Here is a 16,914-nt window from a genome sequence, read left to right as displayed (position 1 = left end):
TCCTTTGGAATCAGCAGTTTGAGCCGTTTTGAGCCACCAGGAAATCGTCCTGAGCCGTCGCTGGTGCGGCCGGCGCGTTCTGAACGCAGTGCAAGCGGATAGATGTCGCCTCGCGCGGCGGCTGCGCCCGTCGGTGATCAGCGCAGCCTTGCCAGCGGCGCTTAATCCAGCAGCGCCTGGATCAATCCGGCGTGCCGTTGCTGTTGCGCCTGCCGACGTAGCCGGCTGGCGGTGAAGATCGCGCACATCTCCGAAACCGCCGTATCGAAGGTCTCGTTGATGATCACGTAATCGAACTCTTCGAAATGCAGCATCTCTTCGCGGGCGGCGGCCAGGCGTTGCGCCATGACGACCTCGCTATCCTGCCCGCGCTTGCGCATGCGCTCGTCCAGCGCCTGGCGCGAGGGCGGCAGGATGAAGACGCTGACCGCATCGGGCACCTTCTGGCGCACCTGGCGTGCGCCCTGCCAGTCGATTTCTAGCAAGACGTCGTGGCCGGCGGCCAGCTGCGGCTCCACCGACTGCCGCGCAGTGCCCTTCCAGTCGCCATGCACCAGCGCGTATTCGAAGAAATCGCCCGCTTCGATCATGCCCTGGAACTCGTCGGCGGAGACGAAATGGTAGTGCTCGGCATGGCGTTCGCCCGGCCGCGGCGCGCGCGAGGTGAACGAGATCGACAGGGCGATCTTCGGGTCGCGTGCCAGGGTAGCGTTGACGATGCTGCTCTTGCCGGCGCCCGAGGGGGCCGCAACGATATAGAGAGTGCCGCGCATTTTTTAGGGAATAGAGAGTCGGGAATAGGGAATGGGGCACCGCGCCAAGCAAGCAGGCCGAGGGGATGCATCGTACCCGCTTTGACGATTCCCCATTCCCGATTGCCTATTCCCGGCTATTCGATGTTCTGCACCTGCTCGCGGATCTGGTCGATCAACACCTTCAGATCCACGGCGGCATTGGAGGTGCGGCTGTCCACCGACTTGGAGCCCAGCGTATTGGCCTCGCGGTTGAACTCCTGCAGCAGGAAGTCCAGGCGGCGACCGACCGGCTCGCGCTGCTTGAGCACCCGGCGGATTTCGGCGATGTGGCTGGACAGGCGGTCCAGCTCCTCGTCCACATCGAGCTTCTGCAGCCACAGCACCAGTTCCTGCTCGGCACGGCCCGGGTCGACCGGATGCGGCAGGTCGGCCAGGCGGGCGGCCAGCTTGGCGCGCTGACCTTCGCGAATCACCGGAATCAGGATGCGCACCTCCGCTACGATGCGTTCGATGGCATCCACCCGTTCGCTGATCGCCTCGGCCAGCTTGGCGCCTTCGCGCTCGCGCGCGATCACGAAGCTGCCCACCACTTCCTCCAGCAACGCCACCGCCTGCGCCTGCAGCGCGGGGGCGTCCACGTCCTGCACCTGCAGCACGCCGGGCAGCTGCAGCAGGTCGGTGAAGCCGACCTGCAATTTGGGGAACACGCCATCCAGCCGCGTGGCCAGCGCACCCAATTGCTGTAGCAGCGATTCGTTGACCGCCAGCGTCTGCGCATTGTCGGGCGCGCGCAGGCGCAGGGTCAGATCCAGCTTGCCACGGCTGTTTTTTGCCGCCACGCGCTCGCGCAGCAGCGGTTCCAGCGCACGCAATTCCTCGGGCAGACGCACACCCACTTCCAGAAAGCGGTGGTTGACCGAGCGCAGCTCGCAACCGAGCGTGCCCCAGGGTGTGATGCGTTCGCTGCCAGCAAACGCAGTCATGCTTCGGATCATCGTCAATCCCGTGCCGTCAAAGCGCGAATGGTACCCTAGCCGCCCTCGCCGGCTGCCTGCACGCTGCGCAGTGGCGCCAGACCCACCTCCCGACTTCCGGACTCATCGCATGACCTTTTCCCGTCCCAGCGGCCGCACGGCCGACCAGCTGCGCCCGGTGCGCATCGAACGCTCCTTCACCCGCCATGCCGAAGGCTCGGTGCTGGTCAGCTTCGGCGACACCCGCGTGCTGTGCACCGCCAGCGTGGAAAACCGCGTGCCGGGTTTCCTGCGCGGCAAGGGCGAAGGCTGGGTCACCGCCGAATACGGCATGTTGCCGCGCTCCACCCACACCCGTTCCGACCGCGAGGCCGCGCGCGGCAAGCAGGGCGGCCGCACGCTGGAAATCCAGCGTCTGATCGGCCGCGCGCTGCGCGCCTGCGTGGACCGCAATGCACTTGGCGAGCGCACCATCACCCTGGACTGCGACGTGCTGCAGGCCGATGGCGGCACCCGCACCGCGGCCATCACCGGCGCGTACGTGGCGCTGGCCGATGCGGTGAACCTGCTGATCAAGCGCGGCGACATCAAGAAGCACCCGCTGATCGGCGCGGTGGCTGCGGTGTCGGTCGGCATCTATCGTGGTGAGCCGGTGCTGGATCTGGATTACCCGGAAGACAGCGACTGCGATACCGACATGAATGTGGTGATGAACGACGGCGGCGGCTTCATCGAACTGCAGGGCACGGCCGAAGGCCACGCCTTCCGTCGCGACGAACTCAACGCGCTGCTCGCCCTGGCCGAAAAAGGCATGGGCGAGTTGTTCGCACTGCAACGCGCTGCGCTGGCCGGATGAGCCGTCGTATCGCCCTGACCACCTTGCTGGTTGCCGATTACGATGCGGCCATTGCCTGGTACACCGGCGCGCTGGGTTTCGGCGTGCTGCAGGATCGCCCGCTCGATGACGGCAAGCGCTGGGTCGTGATCGGACCGGGCGGCGCAGACGATGCTGCCTTGCTGCTGGCGCAGCCGGCCAATGCCGCGCAACGCGCACGCATCGGCGACCAGACCGGTGGACGGGTGGATCATTTCCTCTACACCGATAACTTCTGGCGCGACCACGCGGCCATGCAGGCGTTCGGCGTGGAATTTCTGGAAACCCCGCGCGAAGAGCCGTACGGCACGGTCGTGATCTTCCGCGATCTGTACGGCACCAAGTGGGATCTACTGGAGCCAAAGCAATGAAACAACTGGTCCTGGCCAGCGGCAACGCCGGCAAGCTGGAAGAACTGCGCGCCATGCTGGCCGGCCTGCCGCTGCGCGTCGTCGCGCAAGGCGAGCTTGGCGTGGAAGATGTTCCGGAAACCGGCCTGACCTTCGTCGAGAACGCCCTGATCAAGGCGCGCCATGCCAGCGCAGTGACCGGCTTGCCGGCGCTGGCCGATGATTCGGGGCTGATCGTGGATGCATTGGATGGCGCACCCGGTCTGTACAGCGCGCGCTATGCCGGCAGCCCGACCAACGCGTTGGCCAACAACGCCAAGTTGCTCGACGCGATGCGCGAGGTTCCGAGCGATCGCCGCAGCGCGCGGTTTTATGCGGTGATCGTGTTGCTGCGGCATCCGGAAGATCCGCAGCCGCTGATCGCCGAAGGCAGCTGGGAAGGGGTGATCACCACGCAACCGCGCGGCGATGGCGGCTTCGGCTACAACCCGGTGTTTCTGGATCCGGTGTATGGCCTGACCGCGGCGGAGATGGACACCGCGTTGAAGAACCGCCTGAGCCATCGTGCGGTCGCCCTGGCCACGCTGCAGCACAAGCTGCATGCGATGTCGCTGTAAGGCACGCCTCGCGCAATGCCCCAGCTGATTCCACCGCCGCTGTCGCTCTACGTGCACCTGCCCTGGTGCGTGCGCAAATGCCCGTACTGCGATTTCAACTCGCATGCGGCAAAGGGCGCATTGCCGTTCGAGGCGTACGTGGACGCGCTGATCCGCGACCTGGATGCGGACCTGCCGTTGGTCTGGGGCCGCGTGGTGCATTCGGTGTTCTTCGGCGGCGGCACGCCCAGCCTGTTTCCGCCGCAGGCGATCGACCGCTTTCTGCAGGCAGCGGCGGCGCGGCTGCGTTTTGCCCCGAATCTTGAGATCACCCTGGAAACCAATCCCGGTACCGCCGAGCATGGCCGTTTCGAGCATTACCGCGCTGCTGGCGTGAACCGCCTGAGCTTCGGTGTGCAGACCTTCGACGACGTGGCGCTGCAGCGACTCGGCCGTATTCACGACAGCGCCGAAGCCGAGCGCGCGATCAAACTGGCGCAGGACGCCGGCTACGATAATTTCAATATCGACCTGATGTACGCACTGCCCGAGCAGACGCTGATGCAGGCCGAGCACGATCTGGAGCGCGCCTTCGCGCTGCAGCCGGCGCACCTGTCGCATTACCAGCTCACGCTGGAGCCGAACACGGTGTTCTTCGCGCGGCCGCCCAAGGGCATTCCCGACGACGATGCCGCCTGGGATATCCAGGAACACTGCCAAGGCCTGCTGGCCGACGCCGGCTACGCCCAGTACGAAGTCAGCGCATATGCCAAGCCGGGGCGGCAGTGCGCGCACAACCTCAACTACTGGCGGTTCGGCGATTACCTGGGCATCGGCGCGGGCGCGCACGGCAAGATCAGCTCCGGTGCCGAAGCGCACGTGCTGCGGCGCTGGAAGCACAAGCATCCGCAGAGCTATCTGGCCAGCGCCGGCACTGCTGCATCCATCGGCGGCGATGAAATCGTACCGGGCGAACGGCTGCCGTTCGAATACATGCTCAATCTGCTGCGCCTGCATGAGGGCTTCCGGCTAAGCGATTTCGAGGCGTCGACTGGCCTTGCGGCCTGCGCCATCGAGGCGCCGCTGGCGCGCGCAGTGGCACAGGGCTGGATGAGGCAGCAAGACGGGCGCGTGGTGCCGACCGAGCTGGGACGGCGTTTCACCAATGATGTGGTCGAGTTGTTCCTGGTCTAGGCGCAGCGAGCGACTGCGCTCACTGCCAGGTCGGGGTGGCCGGGCGCTTGGCATCGGCATGTACCGCCTGCGCACAGTGCGTCCAGTGCGCCATCCACGCCTGGCTGACGACCGTGCGCGACGTGCGAGCGGTCTGGGCGCCCCGGCATCGCCGGTGGATCGGCCGTACGGCCGGGGCGCATACCCGCATGACCGCCGGCTGAGACAGCGCGGGCAGGATGCGCCAGCGCGCGCCGGTGCCGCGCGGCCAGCGAAAAAACATGCTACATAGCTCACACTTTGAACCGAGCCAGCCTCCCCCTGGATGTCCATGCACGTGTCTCCCATACAACCTGCAGTTAGCGGCCCGATTGCCGATGCGCCGGTGTCCGCGCGCGGCCGGCGATTGCTCGGCATGCTGCACGCGCAGTGCGTGCAGGCGCTGGGCGGACCGCTGCGGCTGACCGTGGTCGAGCTGGAACGCGAGCTATTGCATCAGGCCGAGCATGCGCGCAATAGCCAGATCCAGGCTGAAACCTACGCGCAGATGCGCGGCCTGCGCGATCACATCGATCGCTTCCCGCAGGCATTCCTGCAGGAATTGGCGCAAGCGCTGGCCAGCCTGCGTGAACGCCCGGTACTGACACCATCGACCGATACGTCTGCGCAAACACAGATGCTGACCCTGGTCGAAGACACCGATATCGACCGCGACATCGTGCTGAGCGAGATCGCACGTCGCGAGACATCGCGGCGCGCCAATGCACTGCTCTTGCTGGCGCAGCGCCTGGCGGTGATCGGTGCGGCACCCGAATTCGAACTGGAAGAACTGCCGCTTGGCCCGTACGCGCTATGCCGCATCGTGCGTCAGTGCGGGGAAACGCTGGGGCTGAGCCTGGATGGACAGCTGACGCTGTACAAGGTGTTCGAGCGCCAGGTGATGGACCGACTGGGCGACCTGTTCGAAAGTGCAAACAGTGCGCTGGCCCAGGAAGGCATCCTGCCGGGGCTGGTCTATCACCCGTATCTGGTCAAACCCACGCAGGTGCAGACGCGGCGTGCGCCGCCGGCAGCGGCGCCTGGGTCGAAAGACGCTGCCGCAATGAACAAGCCCGGTGCGGGCCCGCGCACGCCGCGGCCGGCCACCGGCTGGGCAGGCCAAGCCGCACCCACGGCGTGGCAGAGCGCCTTGCTGGATCCCGCTGCCGCGCCACCAGCACTGGCAATCGCCCCACCCGCGCAGGCGCTGTCGCCGGCGCTCAGCGATGCAGTGCAGGCGCTGGGCGGCTTGATGGCATCGGCACGGCAGTCGCAGGCAGCGGTGCACGCAAGCCACGCAGGCGCGGGGGCGCTCGCCCATCACGAGGTCACGGCGCCCTCTCCCACCTCGCTTGCCGCTGTCGCCCAGGCATCGCAGCACAGCGCCGCCGCTGCGTTACCCAAGGCGGCGCTTGGCGATGCCTTGGCCAGCCTGCAAGGTGCGCTGGCCACGCAGGCGGCAGCAACGCCACAGGCATCCGGCATCGATGCGGTGCAGCGGCAGGTGCTGGAGGTGCTGCGCCGCCAGCACGGCCCCGATGCCGCGCTATCGCCGCAGGACAACGACACCTTCGACCTGCTCGGCCTGCTCTATGCGCAAATGCAGCGCGAAGTGCGCGAGCAAGCTCCCGCCCAGGCGTTGCTGGCCAAGTTGCAGGTGCCGGTGGTGCGCGCGGCGCTGGCCGACGCGCATTTTTTCGTGCGCGACCAGCACCCGGTGCGCGAATTGCTCAACACCGTGGCCGAGTCCGGTGCCGTGTGGCTGGGCGAGGACGATGCCGACCCGCACCTGCTGCACAAGCTGGGCAGCGCGGTCGACAAGATCGTCAACGACTATCAAGGCGACGAGGCTGTTTTCGCCGCGGCCAACGACGATATTCAGGCGCATCTGCGCACCCTCGCGCGCAAGGCCGAGGTGGCCGAGCGACGGCATGTGGATGCTGCGCGCGGAAAGGAGCGGCTGGAATCTGCCAAGCAGCAGGCCGAATCGCGCATCGAGCAGCTGTGCGAACAAAGCGCGCCGCCGCGCTTCGTGCAATCGCTGCTGCGCCAGGCCTGGTCGGACGTGCTCACGCTGACCTTGCTGCGGCAGGGCGAGCAGTCGCCCGAATGGGACGAACGCCAGGCGCTGACCGCACGCATTGGCGAGGCCACCTGTCGCAGCAAGGGCCAGCCCATCGACATCGCGCTGGGCACCGAGGTGGAAACCGCGTTGCTGCAGGTGGGGTATCACCACGATGAAGCAGCAGCGATCGCACGGCGCTTGTCCACGCCCGGTGGCGAGGACGAGGTGACCTCGCGCACCGAGCTCGCCGCCAAACTCAAGGCACGCGCGCGGCTTGGCGACCAGGGCGACAGCGCTCCGCGCAAGCAGGCGGCCACGCCGCGCACGCCTGCCGAAGAGGAGTGCTACCTGCAGGTGCGCAGCTTGCCGTTCGGCACCTGGTTCGAATTCGTGGTCAACCAGCAAGGTGACCTGCGCCGGCAACGCCTGTCCTGGTACAGCCCGATGACCGGCAACGCGCTGTTCGTGAATCAGCGTGGGCAGAAGGTGGGCGAGCACTCGCTGGACAGCCTGGCACGGCTGATGGCCGGTGGGCAGGCACGTTTGGTGGTGGAAGAAAAATCGCGTCTGATCGATCGCGCCTGGCATGCCACCGTGCGCACGCTGCGCGGCCTGGCCGGCCAGTCGCCTGTCGCCGAGGCCCAGCCATGATCCAGGACACCCGCCGCGCACCGCGCCGCCAGCCGACCGACCTGCTGCCGGTCATCGACACGCTCAGCGAGGCGCAGATCGGCCGGGTCGGCAATGTGTCCGAAACCGGCATGCTGTTGTTGGCCTCGGTGCCCCTGCACGACGATGCCTTGTACCAGTTGCGCTTTTCGCTGCCCGAGCGGGTTGGCCGCGCGACCGAGATCGATGTCGGCGTGCATCTGCTGTGGTCCGAAGCCGCACACGCCCCCGGACAGGCCTGGGCGGGCTTCCGCTTCCTGACCATGTCCGAGCCGCACCGGCAGCGCCTGCGCGCCTGGATCGCCGAAGAACATCTGGCCGGGTAAGCGCGGCCGGCACACGGCTGCGCAATGGCCAAGCGGGCGCTGCCGATACGTGGCGCAGCAGGCACGATGCGCCCACTGTTGTTCCTTCGGGCCAGCCGCCGCCCATTGACGATTGCACCTTGGTTGTCGGCCATGCAAGGACACAGCGCCATTGCAGGGATTGCGGCAAACTGCGCATCGCCTTTGCATTGCCGATCGAGCCCCGCATGCCCCAGCCCTCCCTGAGCAGCCTGTACTCCGACCACCTGCGCACCCTCACCGCGCGCGCCGACGAAGCGCTGCAACGCGGCGGTTTCGAGCATCTGGTGGTTCCCAGCGGCAGCACGCATTACCAGCTGTTCGACGACCGCGATTACCCCTACGCGGTGAACCCGCAGTTCAAGGCCTGGGTACCGCTGACACGGGTCCCCGACAGCTGGCTGGTCTACACGCCGGGCAAGCGCCCGACGGTGATCTTCTATCAGCCGTTCGACTACTGGCATGTGGTGCCCGACGCGCCCAGCGGCTGGTGGGTCGATCACTGCGACATCCACGTCATCCGCACCCCGGACCAGGCGCTGGCGCTGCTGCCCAAACACGCTGAGCGCTGCGCGATCCTCGGCGAGCCACACAGCACGCTCGGTGCGTATGTGCCGAACAACCCGCAGCCGGTGCTCGATTACCTGGAATACCAGCGCGCGTTCAAGACGCCCTACGAGCTGGCATTGCTGCGCATCGCCCAGCAACTGGCGGTGCGCGGCCATCGCGCTGCGGAAGCAGCGTTCCGCGCCGGACAGAGCGAATTCGGCATCCACATGGCGTATTGCGCGGCAGTGGGCCAGGACGCCAATGACTTGCCGTACGGCAACATCATCGCGCTCAACGAACACGGCGCGGTGCTGCACTACACCGAACTGGGCCAGCAGCCGCCGCAACCGCTGCGTAGCTTCCTGATCGACGCCGGCGCTTCCGCATACGGCTACGCCAGCGACATCACCCGCACCTACGCGGCCGACCCCGACAGCGACTTTCAGGCGCTGATCGATGCAGTGGATGCCGCCCAGCTGCGCATGGGCCAGAACGTGCGCGCCGGCGTGGACTACAAGCAGCTGCACATCGACGCGCATCTGGCGTTGATGGGCATCCTCAAGGAGTTCGGCATCCTGACCGTCTCGCCGGAAGCGGCCTTGGCCACCGGCGTCAGCGCTGCGTTCTTCCCGCACGGCCTGGGCCATCTGATCGGCCTGCAAGTGCACGATGTGGCCGGTTTTGCCGCCAGCGACCGCGGCGGCCGCATCGAACGCCCGCCCGGCCACCCGTATCTGCGCCTGACCCGCGTGCTGGAGCCCGGCATGGTGGTCACGATCGAGCCTGGCGTGTACTTCATCGACATGCTGCTGGACGAAGTGAAGAAGAACGGCCACGCCGCCAGCGTCGACTGGCAGCGCGTGGAAGCGTTCAAGCCATACGGCGGCATTCGCATCGAAGATGAGGTGGTGTGCACCGACGGCAGCGCGGAAAATCTGACCCGCCCGGTCTTCGCCGCCGCATGAGCATCAGGCGCGCCTGACCACGCCACGGTTGGAGTCCCGGGCCGGCATGGCCAACGCCTGAAGGGGCTATCAGCCGCGCCATCCACCACCCGATCACGCCCCGCAACGTTCGGACACCACCACACGGAACACCGCCATGAACGACCCCCGCCAGAGCTCGCACCCGGACCACCCGATGTATCAACAGATCCAACGCGGCGTGCATGCGATCGATGCGGCGCACGGCCGCGCCCCCGACCAGACCAGCGCACGCCTCACCGCCGCCTTGTTGCCACTGGCCAAGGAAGGTGGGCTGTCGCGCGTGGATCATGTACTGATGAGCGAAGCGAACAATCGCGGCGTGCACGGCGGCGAGAACGTGTTCGTGGTGCAGGGCGATCCGGCCAACCCGGCGCATCTGCGCGCGCACATGAAAACCGAACAGGCGCTGGCCACGCCGGAAGAGCAATCGTTCGAGCGCGCGCGTCAACTCGGCGGGCCGAGCGAGCCAGTGCGACAGCCCGAACGCACGCAGGCGCCGCAGCTGGGCCAATAACTGCAGCCAACATAGGCCTGCGCAGCCGCCAGGCACGTGCAGCCGATGCCGGGAATCGGCGTGCACCACGGCACGACTGCCGCAATTGCGCTGCGCCTGCGGCTTACGTCATGACGCCCGCCACGTCGTGTCGGTCCTTGCCACCTACCCGCGCCGGCGCTCACGCGCCGCCGGCCATCTCCGCTTCGATCTCGTCGGCACTGCGCGCCAGCGCATCGGTCAGTACGCGATGGCCATCGGCAGTGATCAGCACATTGTCTTCGGTGCGAATGCCGATGCCGCGCCACTTGGCCTCTACCGAAGTGTCGTCGGCCGATACGTAAAGCCCCGGCTCGATGGTGAACACCATGCCGGGCTCGAGCAGCCGCGAATCGCCGGCCAGCCGGTAGTCGCCCACATCGTGCACATCCAGGCCCAGCCAGTGGCCGGTCTTGTGCCGATAAAAGCGCCTGTAGTGTCCATCGTCGATGTTGCGCTCGAGCTTGCCCTTGAGCAGCCCCAGGCGCAGCAGGCCTTCGGTCAGGGTTTCCACCGCCGCCAGATGCCCGGCTTCGTACGCCGCGCCGGGGCGCGCCTGTGCAAGCGCAGCCGCCTGCGCAGCACCGACCAGATCGTGCAGTGCACGCTGCGCTGGCGTGAAGCGGCCGTTGACCGGAAAGGTGCGGGTGATATCGGCCGCATAGCCGCGATATTCGGCACCGGCATCGATCAGCACCAGCTCGCCATCGCGGCTGCGCGCATTGTTGGCGCGGTAGTGCAGCACGCAGGCGTTGCTGCCGGTGCCGACGATGCTGCCGTATGCCGGCCATGCATCGGCAGCGCGGAATTCGCGCTCGACCTCGGCCTGCAGTTCGTATTCATGCACACCCGGCCGCGCCAGCCGCATCGCTGCACGGTGCGCGCGCACGCTGATGTCGGCAGCCTGCTGCATCAGCGCGATTTCGTCGCGTGATTTGAACAGGCGCTGCTCGTGCAATAGATGCCCGAGCTCGAGGAATTCGTGCGGCGGCTGCGCCCCGTGGCGCACCTGCTCGCGCACGCGTTTGAGCCAGCCGATCAATTTCAGATCGAAATCGACATCGCGCCCGAAGTGGTAGTACACGCGGCTACGCCCTTCCAGCAGGCCGGGCAGGATCTCGTCGACATCGTCGATGGGGTACGCATCGTCCATGCCGTAGCGTTCCACCGCACCTTCCTGACCTTCGCGCGGGCCATCCCAGGCTTCGCGCCCGGCATCGCGTTCGCGGCAGAACAGAATCGCTTCGCCATGCTTGCGGCCGGGCACCAGCACCAGCACCGCTTCGGGCTCCGGAAACCCGCTCAGATACCAGAAATCCGAATCTTGTCGATACGGGTAATGCGTGTCGTGGCTACGCACGCGCTCAGGCGCGGCCGGCAGGATCAGAATCGCCTGCTCGCCCGCCATTTGCATCAGCTGCTTGCGCCGGCGCGCGTACTCGGCCGCGCCAATCCCGGTGAGCTTCTTCATGCCGGCAGTCAGTTCAGACGCTGGCGAAAGCGCGGCCCCATCACGCAGTCGCCATGCAGCAACAGCACCGCCACGCGCACGAATTCTTCGATCTCGGCCAATGCGGTGTCGTCCTCGTCGGCCGTATCGAAGTCGTCGCTGGAGGCCTGCGCCAGACGCGCCAGATCCTGCAGCGCTTCCTCGCCTTCTTCGCTCAGCGCCGGACGCTGCTGCGCAGCCAGGCCGAAGCCGCCCAGAAAGGCGCGGCACCAGTCGAACAACGCATCGGTGCGCGCCGGCAACGGGGCGCCGTCTTCGACCAGCAGCAACTCGAAGGCGAAATCGCGGTCTTCCAGTTGCGCCACGGTGGCCTGCCGCAGCTGATCCAGCGCCCCACCCTGCTTGGGTGCCACCTGACCGCTGTCGGCCAGAATGCGCGCCAGCCAGTCGGCACTGTCGGCGCCGCCGCCGGAGAGCCACCCGCACAGCCCGCCATGCAACTCCGCTGCAGAGGACGCCAGCGCGAGCTGGCGGCTTTCGTGTTGCACAGCGGTTACGTCGGGCAGATCCATTGGGTCATCCAGGCTGAAGAGCGAAAGGTGCCGGCGCACGGCCGACGATGTGACTTCCCAGTGTACCAAGGCGGCCTGCGTGGGCCGCGATCTGCGCATGTCAGTGCGCATCCACGCCTGCGATGCCGGCTTGCCTGGATCCTGCGCCAGGCCTTGCAGGGCTTGTGCTGACGCTGGGAATCGGGGCAGGCGTGGGCGCTTGACCACCCCGCGCACGCGCCCCTATCGTGAGCGCATGGACAACGTTGCCGCCCTCGCTCAGATCCGCGCACTCGCCGCCCGCGTGGAGGCGTTGGTGGAGCGTACCCAACGGCTCACCGACGAGAATCGCAGCTTGCGTCATCAACAGGAGCAACTCATCGGCGAGCGCTCGCAACTGTTGACCAAGAACGAGCAGGCGCGCTCGCGGGTGGAAGCGATGATCGCCCGCCTGAAGTCATTGGAGCAGCACACGTGAGCAACAACGAACCGGTTAGCGTGCGTATTCTGGATCGTGAATACACGGTGGGCGTGACGGCAGACGAGCGCGAAAGTCTCACCGCTGCCGCGCGGCTGTTGGATCTACGCATGCGTGAGATCCGCGGCAGCAATCGCATGGCGGCAGTGGATCGTGTCGCGGTGCTGGCTGCGCTCAATCTGGCGCATGAGTTGCAGCAATTGCGCGAACAGCAGGCGCTCTACGATCGCGAGCTGGCCAATACGCTGGACACCTTGAATCGCCGTCTCGACAGCGTTGCCGACACACCGCGCTGAGTGGAATTCGCACTGCCATCGCAAATATGAATCCTCAAGCCCGCTGACCGACGAGTGGGCTAGCCATCGCGGCACAGAGGTCTATAATTCCCCTGCGTTCTCTGCTGTAAACGACAGCGTGCAAAACATTCGCCTTGTCCCTTAATTACGACCACGGGGGCGCGACGAAGCCGGGTGTGCAAGTCCGCCTTGTAGCGGGAAGCCCGATGGCCTCACAACGTCCCCACTTGAACCCCGGGTTCAAGGTCGTTTCGCCCGCATCGTCACGGCGGAGAATGCAAATCTGAAACGACGCCTTCGGGCGTCGTTTCTTTTTGCGCGTCTGACGGTCTGACGTGCGCTGGCTGAAGCTGCACTGCCGGTGTGTTGCGGTCGCGGTCGCGGCGCTGGTGCTGTGTCGGTGGCGTTGCCGCGTGCTGCATCGCCCCTGCATGTGCAGATGCAGATGCAGGGGACATGTCCGGCAGTGCGCGCACCGTACGGCTCTATCGGCACCCCGCAGCGCAGGCGCAGCTGCGGCCCGCATCGCACGCCACGCTAGGCAGGCGCGTGCGCGCATTCGACAATGCGACACCGATTGCGCTGCGAGACACCGATGACCGAGGACCGAGATACGTTGCGCCAGCAGTTGCGCGCACACCGCCGCAGCCTGCCGGCGGCGCAGCGCTTGGCCGCAGCCGATGCGTTGGCGGAGCGTTTGCTGGCGCTGCCGTTCGCACCGCATGGCGGCGCCGTGGCCGGCTACTGGGCGATGGATGGGGAAATTGGGTTGCATCGCTGGCAGCTGGCCCTGCCGGCGGGAGTGCGCTACTGCCTGCCGGTACTGCATGGGCGCGTGCTGCGCTTTGCGCCGTGGCGGCCGGGCCAGCCGCTGGTGAGCAATCGCTACGGCATTCCGGAGCCGGACGTGGCACGCGCCGACACACTGGCACCGGAAGAGATGGCACTGGTGGTCACGCCGCTGACCGGTTTCGATGCGGCGTGCCGTCGGCTGGGGATGGGAGGCGGCTGGTATGATCGCAGCTTCGCGTTCCGGCATCGCCAGGCGCCGCCTCCCTGGCTGGTCGGTGTTGGCTTCGCTGCGCAGCAGGTGCCCGCCCTGCCCTCCGAAGCATGGGATGTGGCGGTCGACGCCATTTGTACCGAACACGCCACCTTCCTGAAAGACGACACCGTTTCCGAATGACTGCCCGCAAGCGCTACTGGTTGATGAAGTCCGAACCGGACACGTTCTCCATCGATGATCTGGAACGTGTCGGCACCGAGCCGTGGAACGGCGTGCGTAATTACCAGGCGCGCAACTTCATGCGCGATGGCATGCACGTGGGCGATGGCGTGTTTTTCTATCATTCCAACTGCAAGGTGCCCGGCATCGTCGGCATCGCCAAGGTGGCGAGCGCGGCGTATCCGGACGACACCCAGTTCGACCCGTCCTCCGACTACCACGATCCCAAGTCCACGCGCGAAGACCCGCGCTGGATGCTGGTGGACGTGGCGTTCGAGCGCAAACTCACACGCACGATTTCGCTGGACGAAATCAAGCAACAGGCCGATGCGCTGGGCGAAGGCTTCCCGCTGATCGCGCGCGGCAACCGCCTGTCGATCCTGCCGGTCACCGCCGCGCAGTGGAAAGTGTTGCTGGCGATGGAATAGCCGTGATTCGGGATTGGGCATTGGAGATTGACCCACTGCCCGCCCGCGTTGCACCGCCTTGACGAATCTCGACTCCCCAATCACGAATCCCGAGCTCTTACCCATGTCCGAAGCAAAACGCCTGGCCGCCGAGAAAGCGATCGATTACGTGGAAGACGGCATGATCGTCGGAGTGGGCACCGGCTCGACGGTGGCTTACTTCATCGACGCGCTGGGCCGCATCGGCCATCGCATCAAGGGCGCCGTGTCCAGCTCCGAACAGAGCACCGCGCGCCTGCGCCAGCATGGCATCGAGGTGCTGGACCTCAATCACACCGGCAATCTGTCGCTGTACGTGGACGGTGCCGACGAGTGCGACCCGAACCGCTGCCTGATCAAGGGAGGCGGCGCAGCGCTGACGCGCGAGAAGATCATCGCCGAAGCCAGCGAGCGCTTCATCTGCATCGTCGACCCGAGCAAGCAGGTGCCGGTGCTGGGCAAGTTCCCGCTGCCGGTGGAAGTGATTCCGATGGCGCGCAGCCTGGTCGCCCGGCAGATCCTGGCGCTGACCGGCGGCCAGCCGGTGTGGCGCGATGGCGTGGTGACCGACAACGGCAACGTGGTGCTGGACGTGCATCACCTGCAAATCACCGACCCGGTGGGCCTGGAGCACAGCTTGAACCAGATTCCTGGCGTGGTCTGCGTGGGTTTGTTCGCGCGGCGCCCGGCCGACGTGGTGATCGTGGGCGGCGAGCCACTGCGGGTGATCTGAGGATCGCGTGCGGGCCTTCGCATGCGCAGTGACGGCCCGCATTGCGAAGCGATGGCGGGTCGTACAGATTGCGCTTGCAGCAACCGCACAACGCACCGCAGCAGCTTGACGCACGCGGCCGCTTGGCAGATGGTGCGGCATCCTTGCCAGTTGGTATGCCGCATGCGTTGTGTTCGTTTTATGATCCTTGCGCTTCTGGTCCTGCTTGGCGGCTGCGCCAGCAGCGGCGACAGCTGGGTGGAACTGGCAGGCACGCGCTACAAGGTAGAACTGGCGCGCAACGATGCCGATCGCGCCAAGGGGCTGATGTTTCGCGATGCCATGGACCAAGACCGCGGCATGCTGTTCATCCACGACCGCCAGGAGCCGATGGCGTACTGGATGAAGAACACCAACATCGCGCTGGATATCCTGTATTTCGATGAACAGCGCCGGCTGGTTTCCCAGCAGCGCGATGTGCCGCCGTGTTCGGCCGGCGACGCCTGTCCGCCCTACCCCAGCAAGCAGCCCGCGCGCTACGTGCTGGAGCTAAATGCCGGCCAGGCCGCCAAGCTCGGCCTCAAGGATGGCGCCACGCTGCGCTTCAGCCCGGACATCTCGACGCTCATCAAGTAAGCGGCTGCGCGCAGGCTCTGGGGCCATGCCAGTCAGGGGCATGGCGGCCTGCCGATGGTTGAGACCTGCGCGTCACCTTCCCGAACGGCGCCTGCGGCCGTCGGACGCAGCGCCGCCTGTCAGCGTTACGCATTCATGCGGCCCATGTCCCTGTCAGGAAGTACCGGACTTGAACCCTGCGCCGCTTGCCGACACTCTTGGCAGCATGGTCGACATGCTCCCACTTCCCCATTGGACCGCGCTCGCCAGCCTGGACGACGATGCGGTGCCGTTGATGTCCACCGCGCTGCTGATCGCGCGCGACGAGTATCCGCAGCTGGATGCCGAGCTGTACGACACGCTGGTGCAGAGCCACGTCGAGCATCTGCGCCGGGAAGTGGACGCAATCGATCTTTGGCCGCTGAAGATGGCGGCGGTGAATCGCTACCTGTTCGACGAGCTGGGCTATTCGGGCAATCACGACGAGTATTACGACCCGCGCAACAGCTACCTCAACCAGGTGTTCGAGCGCCGGCTGGGCAATCCGATTTCGCTGGCGATGGTGCAGATCGAAGTGGCGCGCCGGCTGGGCATCCCGTTGGCGGGGGTGTCGTTTCCCGGCCATTTCCTGGTGCGTCTGCCGGTAGATGACGGCGTGCTGGTGATGGACCCGTTCAATGGCGGCCGTCCGCTGGGCGTGGATGAGCTGCGCGAGCGTGCCCGCCCGCATCTGGGCGGCGAAATTCCCGACGACCGCGCGCTGGCGCAGATTCTCGACCCCGCCCCGCACCGCGCGATCTTGATCCGCATCCTGCGCAACCTGCACGGCGTCTATGCCGATGCCGAGCACTGGGACCGCGCCGCCCGCAGCGCCGACCGCATCCTGAAGCTGGTGCCCGACCAACCCGAGGCCCTGCGCGACCGCGGCATGGCCTATCTGCATCTGGGCCACCGCAACGGCGCACGCCACGATCTCTCGCGCTACCTGGTGCTCAACCCGGGCGCGCAGGACGCGGCTAATCTGCATGAACACCTGGTGGAATTGAACAGCCAGCGCGCGCGGGCGCATTGAGCCGGTCTACGCGCTGGCTGGGTAGGCCAGGCTACCTAGGGCCTGTTAACACATCCGAAGCCCATCAACGACTAGGACGAAGCTGAGGAATCCAAGGAACATGACATCCAGCTTCTCGAAGCGCGAGAAAATCCGGCGGTAGCCTTTCAAGCGACGGAACAGT

The 16,914-nt window shown here is 66.4% G+C and carries 19 protein-coding genes, 1 other RNA gene and 1 pseudogene; 16 read left to right on the top strand and 5 right to left on the bottom strand.

Going from position 1 to position 16,914, the window contains the following annotated elements; all coding sequences use genetic code 11:
• Positions 1-161 precede the first annotated feature (161 nt).
• Together gmk and F7R02_RS14360 are read right to left on the bottom strand one after the other, a co-directional pair.
• Entirely contained in the window at positions 162-773 is a 612-nt protein-coding gene (gene gmk / locus F7R02_RS14365) for a guanylate kinase (RefSeq protein ID WP_005921718.1), read from the bottom strand.
• 116 nt (positions 774-889) lie between these two features.
• Positions 890-1,750, bottom strand: coding sequence for a YicC/YloC family endoribonuclease (locus tag F7R02_RS14360; RefSeq protein ID WP_078589126.1), 861 nt, complete (start codon positions 1,748-1,750; stop codon positions 890-892).
• A 109-nt stretch (positions 1,751-1,859) separates the two neighbouring features.
• On the opposite strand from F7R02_RS14360, the gene rph reads away from it, so the two are divergent.
• The 8 genes from rph to F7R02_RS14320 all read left to right on the top strand — a co-directional run bounded on the left by rph (position 1,860) and on the right by F7R02_RS14320 (position 9,888).
• Entirely contained in the window at positions 1,860-2,585 is a 726-nt protein-coding gene (gene rph / locus F7R02_RS14355; protein ID WP_005926909.1) for a ribonuclease PH, read from the top strand.
• Entirely contained in the window at positions 2,582-2,974 is a 393-nt protein-coding gene (locus F7R02_RS14350) for a VOC family protein (RefSeq protein WP_039585479.1), read from the top strand. Before rph ends, F7R02_RS14350 begins: the two co-directional genes overlap by 4 nt.
• Positions 2,971-3,570, top strand: a complete 600-nt coding sequence (rdgB, locus tag F7R02_RS14345; protein ID WP_003486138.1) for an RdgB/HAM1 family non-canonical purine NTP pyrophosphatase — start codon at positions 2,971-2,973, stop codon at positions 3,568-3,570. Before F7R02_RS14350 ends, rdgB begins: the two co-directional genes overlap by 4 nt.
• 15 nt (positions 3,571-3,585) lie before the next feature.
• Positions 3,586-4,743: a radical SAM family heme chaperone HemW gene (gene hemW, locus F7R02_RS14340; RefSeq protein WP_003486136.1), complete on the top strand. Its 1,158-nt coding sequence runs from the start codon at positions 3,586-3,588 to the stop codon at positions 4,741-4,743.
• A gap of 304 nt (positions 4,744-5,047) precedes the next feature.
• Positions 5,048-7,477: a DUF1631 domain-containing protein gene (locus tag F7R02_RS14335; protein ID WP_078589122.1), complete on the top strand. Its 2,430-nt coding sequence runs from the start codon at positions 5,048-5,050 to the stop codon at positions 7,475-7,477.
• Positions 7,474-7,821: a PilZ domain-containing protein gene (locus F7R02_RS14330; RefSeq protein ID WP_003486131.1), complete on the top strand. Its 348-nt coding sequence runs from the start codon at positions 7,474-7,476 to the stop codon at positions 7,819-7,821. The genes F7R02_RS14335 and F7R02_RS14330 overlap by 4 nt, the downstream gene beginning before the upstream one ends.
• A 206-nt stretch (positions 7,822-8,027) precedes the next feature.
• A complete protein-coding gene (pepQ, locus tag F7R02_RS14325; protein WP_078589121.1) occupies positions 8,028-9,353 on the top strand; it encodes a Xaa-Pro dipeptidase in 1,326 nt (441 codons plus the stop codon).
• Positions 9,354-9,489: 136 nt separating this feature from the next.
• Positions 9,490-9,888 (top strand): XVIPCD domain-containing protein, encoded by a 399-nt coding sequence (locus F7R02_RS14320; protein WP_011052251.1) that lies wholly within the window; start codon positions 9,490-9,492, stop codon positions 9,886-9,888.
• Positions 9,889-10,048: 160 nt separating this feature from the next.
• Here the strand turns inward: F7R02_RS14320 and F7R02_RS14315 are convergent, their stop codons facing one another.
• Complete coding sequence (locus F7R02_RS14315) at positions 10,049-11,377, bottom strand: aminopeptidase P N-terminal domain-containing protein (protein ID WP_003486126.1); 1,329 nt, start codon at positions 11,375-11,377, stop codon at positions 10,049-10,051.
• An 8-nt stretch (positions 11,378-11,385) separates the two neighbouring features.
• A complete protein-coding gene (locus F7R02_RS14310) occupies positions 11,386-11,928 on the bottom strand; it encodes a YecA/YgfB family protein (protein WP_005911933.1) in 543 nt (180 codons plus the stop codon).
• A 235-nt stretch (positions 11,929-12,163) separates the two neighbouring features.
• On the opposite strand from F7R02_RS14310, the gene F7R02_RS14305 reads away from it, so the two are divergent.
• From F7R02_RS14305 to F7R02_RS14270, 8 genes are all read left to right on the top strand, one after another.
• Positions 12,164-12,385, top strand: a complete 222-nt coding sequence (locus F7R02_RS14305; RefSeq protein WP_078589119.1) for a TIGR02449 family protein — start codon at positions 12,164-12,166, stop codon at positions 12,383-12,385.
• Positions 12,382-12,681 carry a cell division protein ZapA gene (locus F7R02_RS14300; protein WP_003486119.1) on the top strand — a complete coding sequence of 100 codons (300 nt, stop codon included), beginning with the start codon at positions 12,382-12,384 and terminating at the stop codon, positions 12,679-12,681. Before F7R02_RS14305 ends, F7R02_RS14300 begins: the two co-directional genes overlap by 4 nt.
• 95 nt (positions 12,682-12,776) lie before the next feature.
• Positions 12,777-12,960, top strand: a non-coding RNA gene (gene ssrS, locus F7R02_RS14295) — 6S RNA.
• Between the two features lie 316 nt (positions 12,961-13,276).
• Positions 13,277-13,867 (top strand): 5-formyltetrahydrofolate cyclo-ligase, encoded by a 591-nt coding sequence (locus F7R02_RS14290; protein ID WP_005921717.1) that lies wholly within the window; start codon positions 13,277-13,279, stop codon positions 13,865-13,867.
• Complete coding sequence (locus F7R02_RS14285; RefSeq protein ID WP_005911942.1) at positions 13,864-14,334, top strand: EVE domain-containing protein; 471 nt, start codon at positions 13,864-13,866, stop codon at positions 14,332-14,334. Before F7R02_RS14290 ends, F7R02_RS14285 begins: the two co-directional genes overlap by 4 nt.
• 103 nt (positions 14,335-14,437) lie before the next feature.
• Entirely contained in the window at positions 14,438-15,085 is a 648-nt protein-coding gene (gene rpiA / locus F7R02_RS14280) for a ribose-5-phosphate isomerase RpiA (RefSeq protein WP_078589117.1), read from the top strand.
• 162 nt (positions 15,086-15,247) lie between these two features.
• Positions 15,248-15,700, top strand: coding sequence for a DUF192 domain-containing protein (locus F7R02_RS14275; RefSeq protein ID WP_078589115.1), 453 nt, complete (start codon positions 15,248-15,250; stop codon positions 15,698-15,700).
• Positions 15,701-15,869: 169 nt separating this feature from the next.
• Complete coding sequence (locus F7R02_RS14270) at positions 15,870-16,751, top strand: SirB1 family protein (RefSeq protein ID WP_005911950.1); 882 nt, start codon at positions 15,870-15,872, stop codon at positions 16,749-16,751.
• A gap of 45 nt (positions 16,752-16,796) precedes the next feature.
• On the opposite strand, the pseudogene F7R02_RS14265 reads toward F7R02_RS14270, so the two are convergent.
• A pseudogene (locus F7R02_RS14265) lies at positions 16,797-16,914 on the bottom strand (IS5-like element ISCARN85 family transposase); the annotation flags it as partial.

The organism is Xanthomonas cissicola, from assembly GCF_008801575.1.
Classification (GTDB): Bacteria; Pseudomonadota; Gammaproteobacteria; order Xanthomonadales; family Xanthomonadaceae; genus Xanthomonas; species Xanthomonas cissicola.
Note: the sequence above shows the minus strand (reverse complement) of the source record. Positions and strands in the feature narration are given on the sequence as shown.

Bases quoted from the DNA above. Each gene is read 5' to 3' on its own strand.
- rpiA (WP_078589117.1), top strand. From the start codon at position 14,438: ATGTCCGAAGCAAAACGCCTGGCCGCCGAGAAAGCGATCGATTACGTG.
- F7R02_RS14285 (WP_005911942.1), top strand. From the start codon at position 13,864: ATGACTGCCCGCAAGCGCTACTGGTTGATGAAGTCCGAACCGGACACG.
- rph (WP_005926909.1), top strand. From the start codon at position 1,860: ATGACCTTTTCCCGTCCCAGCGGCCGCACGGCCGACCAGCTGCGCCCG.
- F7R02_RS14320 (WP_011052251.1), top strand. From the start codon at position 9,490: ATGAACGACCCCCGCCAGAGCTCGCACCCGGACCACCCGATGTATCAA.
- F7R02_RS14305 (WP_078589119.1), top strand. From the start codon at position 12,164: ATGGACAACGTTGCCGCCCTCGCTCAGATCCGCGCACTCGCCGCCCGC.
- F7R02_RS14330 (WP_003486131.1), top strand. From the start codon at position 7,474: ATGATCCAGGACACCCGCCGCGCACCGCGCCGCCAGCCGACCGACCTG.
- pepQ (WP_078589121.1), top strand. From the start codon at position 8,028: ATGCCCCAGCCCTCCCTGAGCAGCCTGTACTCCGACCACCTGCGCACC.
- F7R02_RS14335 (WP_078589122.1), top strand. From the start codon at position 5,048: ATGTCCATGCACGTGTCTCCCATACAACCTGCAGTTAGCGGCCCGATT.
- F7R02_RS14350 (WP_039585479.1), top strand. From the start codon at position 2,582: ATGAGCCGTCGTATCGCCCTGACCACCTTGCTGGTTGCCGATTACGAT.
- F7R02_RS14290 (WP_005921717.1), top strand. From the start codon at position 13,277: ATGACCGAGGACCGAGATACGTTGCGCCAGCAGTTGCGCGCACACCGC.
- F7R02_RS14360 (WP_078589126.1), bottom strand. From the start codon at position 1,750: ATGATCCGAAGCATGACTGCGTTTGCTGGCAGCGAACGCATCACACCC.
- rdgB (WP_003486138.1), top strand. From the start codon at position 2,971: ATGAAACAACTGGTCCTGGCCAGCGGCAACGCCGGCAAGCTGGAAGAA.
- F7R02_RS14315 (WP_003486126.1), bottom strand. From the start codon at position 11,377: ATGAAGAAGCTCACCGGGATTGGCGCGGCCGAGTACGCGCGCCGGCGC.
- hemW (WP_003486136.1), top strand. From the start codon at position 3,586: ATGCCCCAGCTGATTCCACCGCCGCTGTCGCTCTACGTGCACCTGCCC.
- gmk (WP_005921718.1), bottom strand. From the start codon at position 773: ATGCGCGGCACTCTCTATATCGTTGCGGCCCCCTCGGGCGCCGGCAAG.
- F7R02_RS14310 (WP_005911933.1), bottom strand. From the start codon at position 11,928: ATGGATCTGCCCGACGTAACCGCTGTGCAACACGAAAGCCGCCAGCTC.
- F7R02_RS14275 (WP_078589115.1), top strand. From the start codon at position 15,248: ATGCGTTGTGTTCGTTTTATGATCCTTGCGCTTCTGGTCCTGCTTGGC.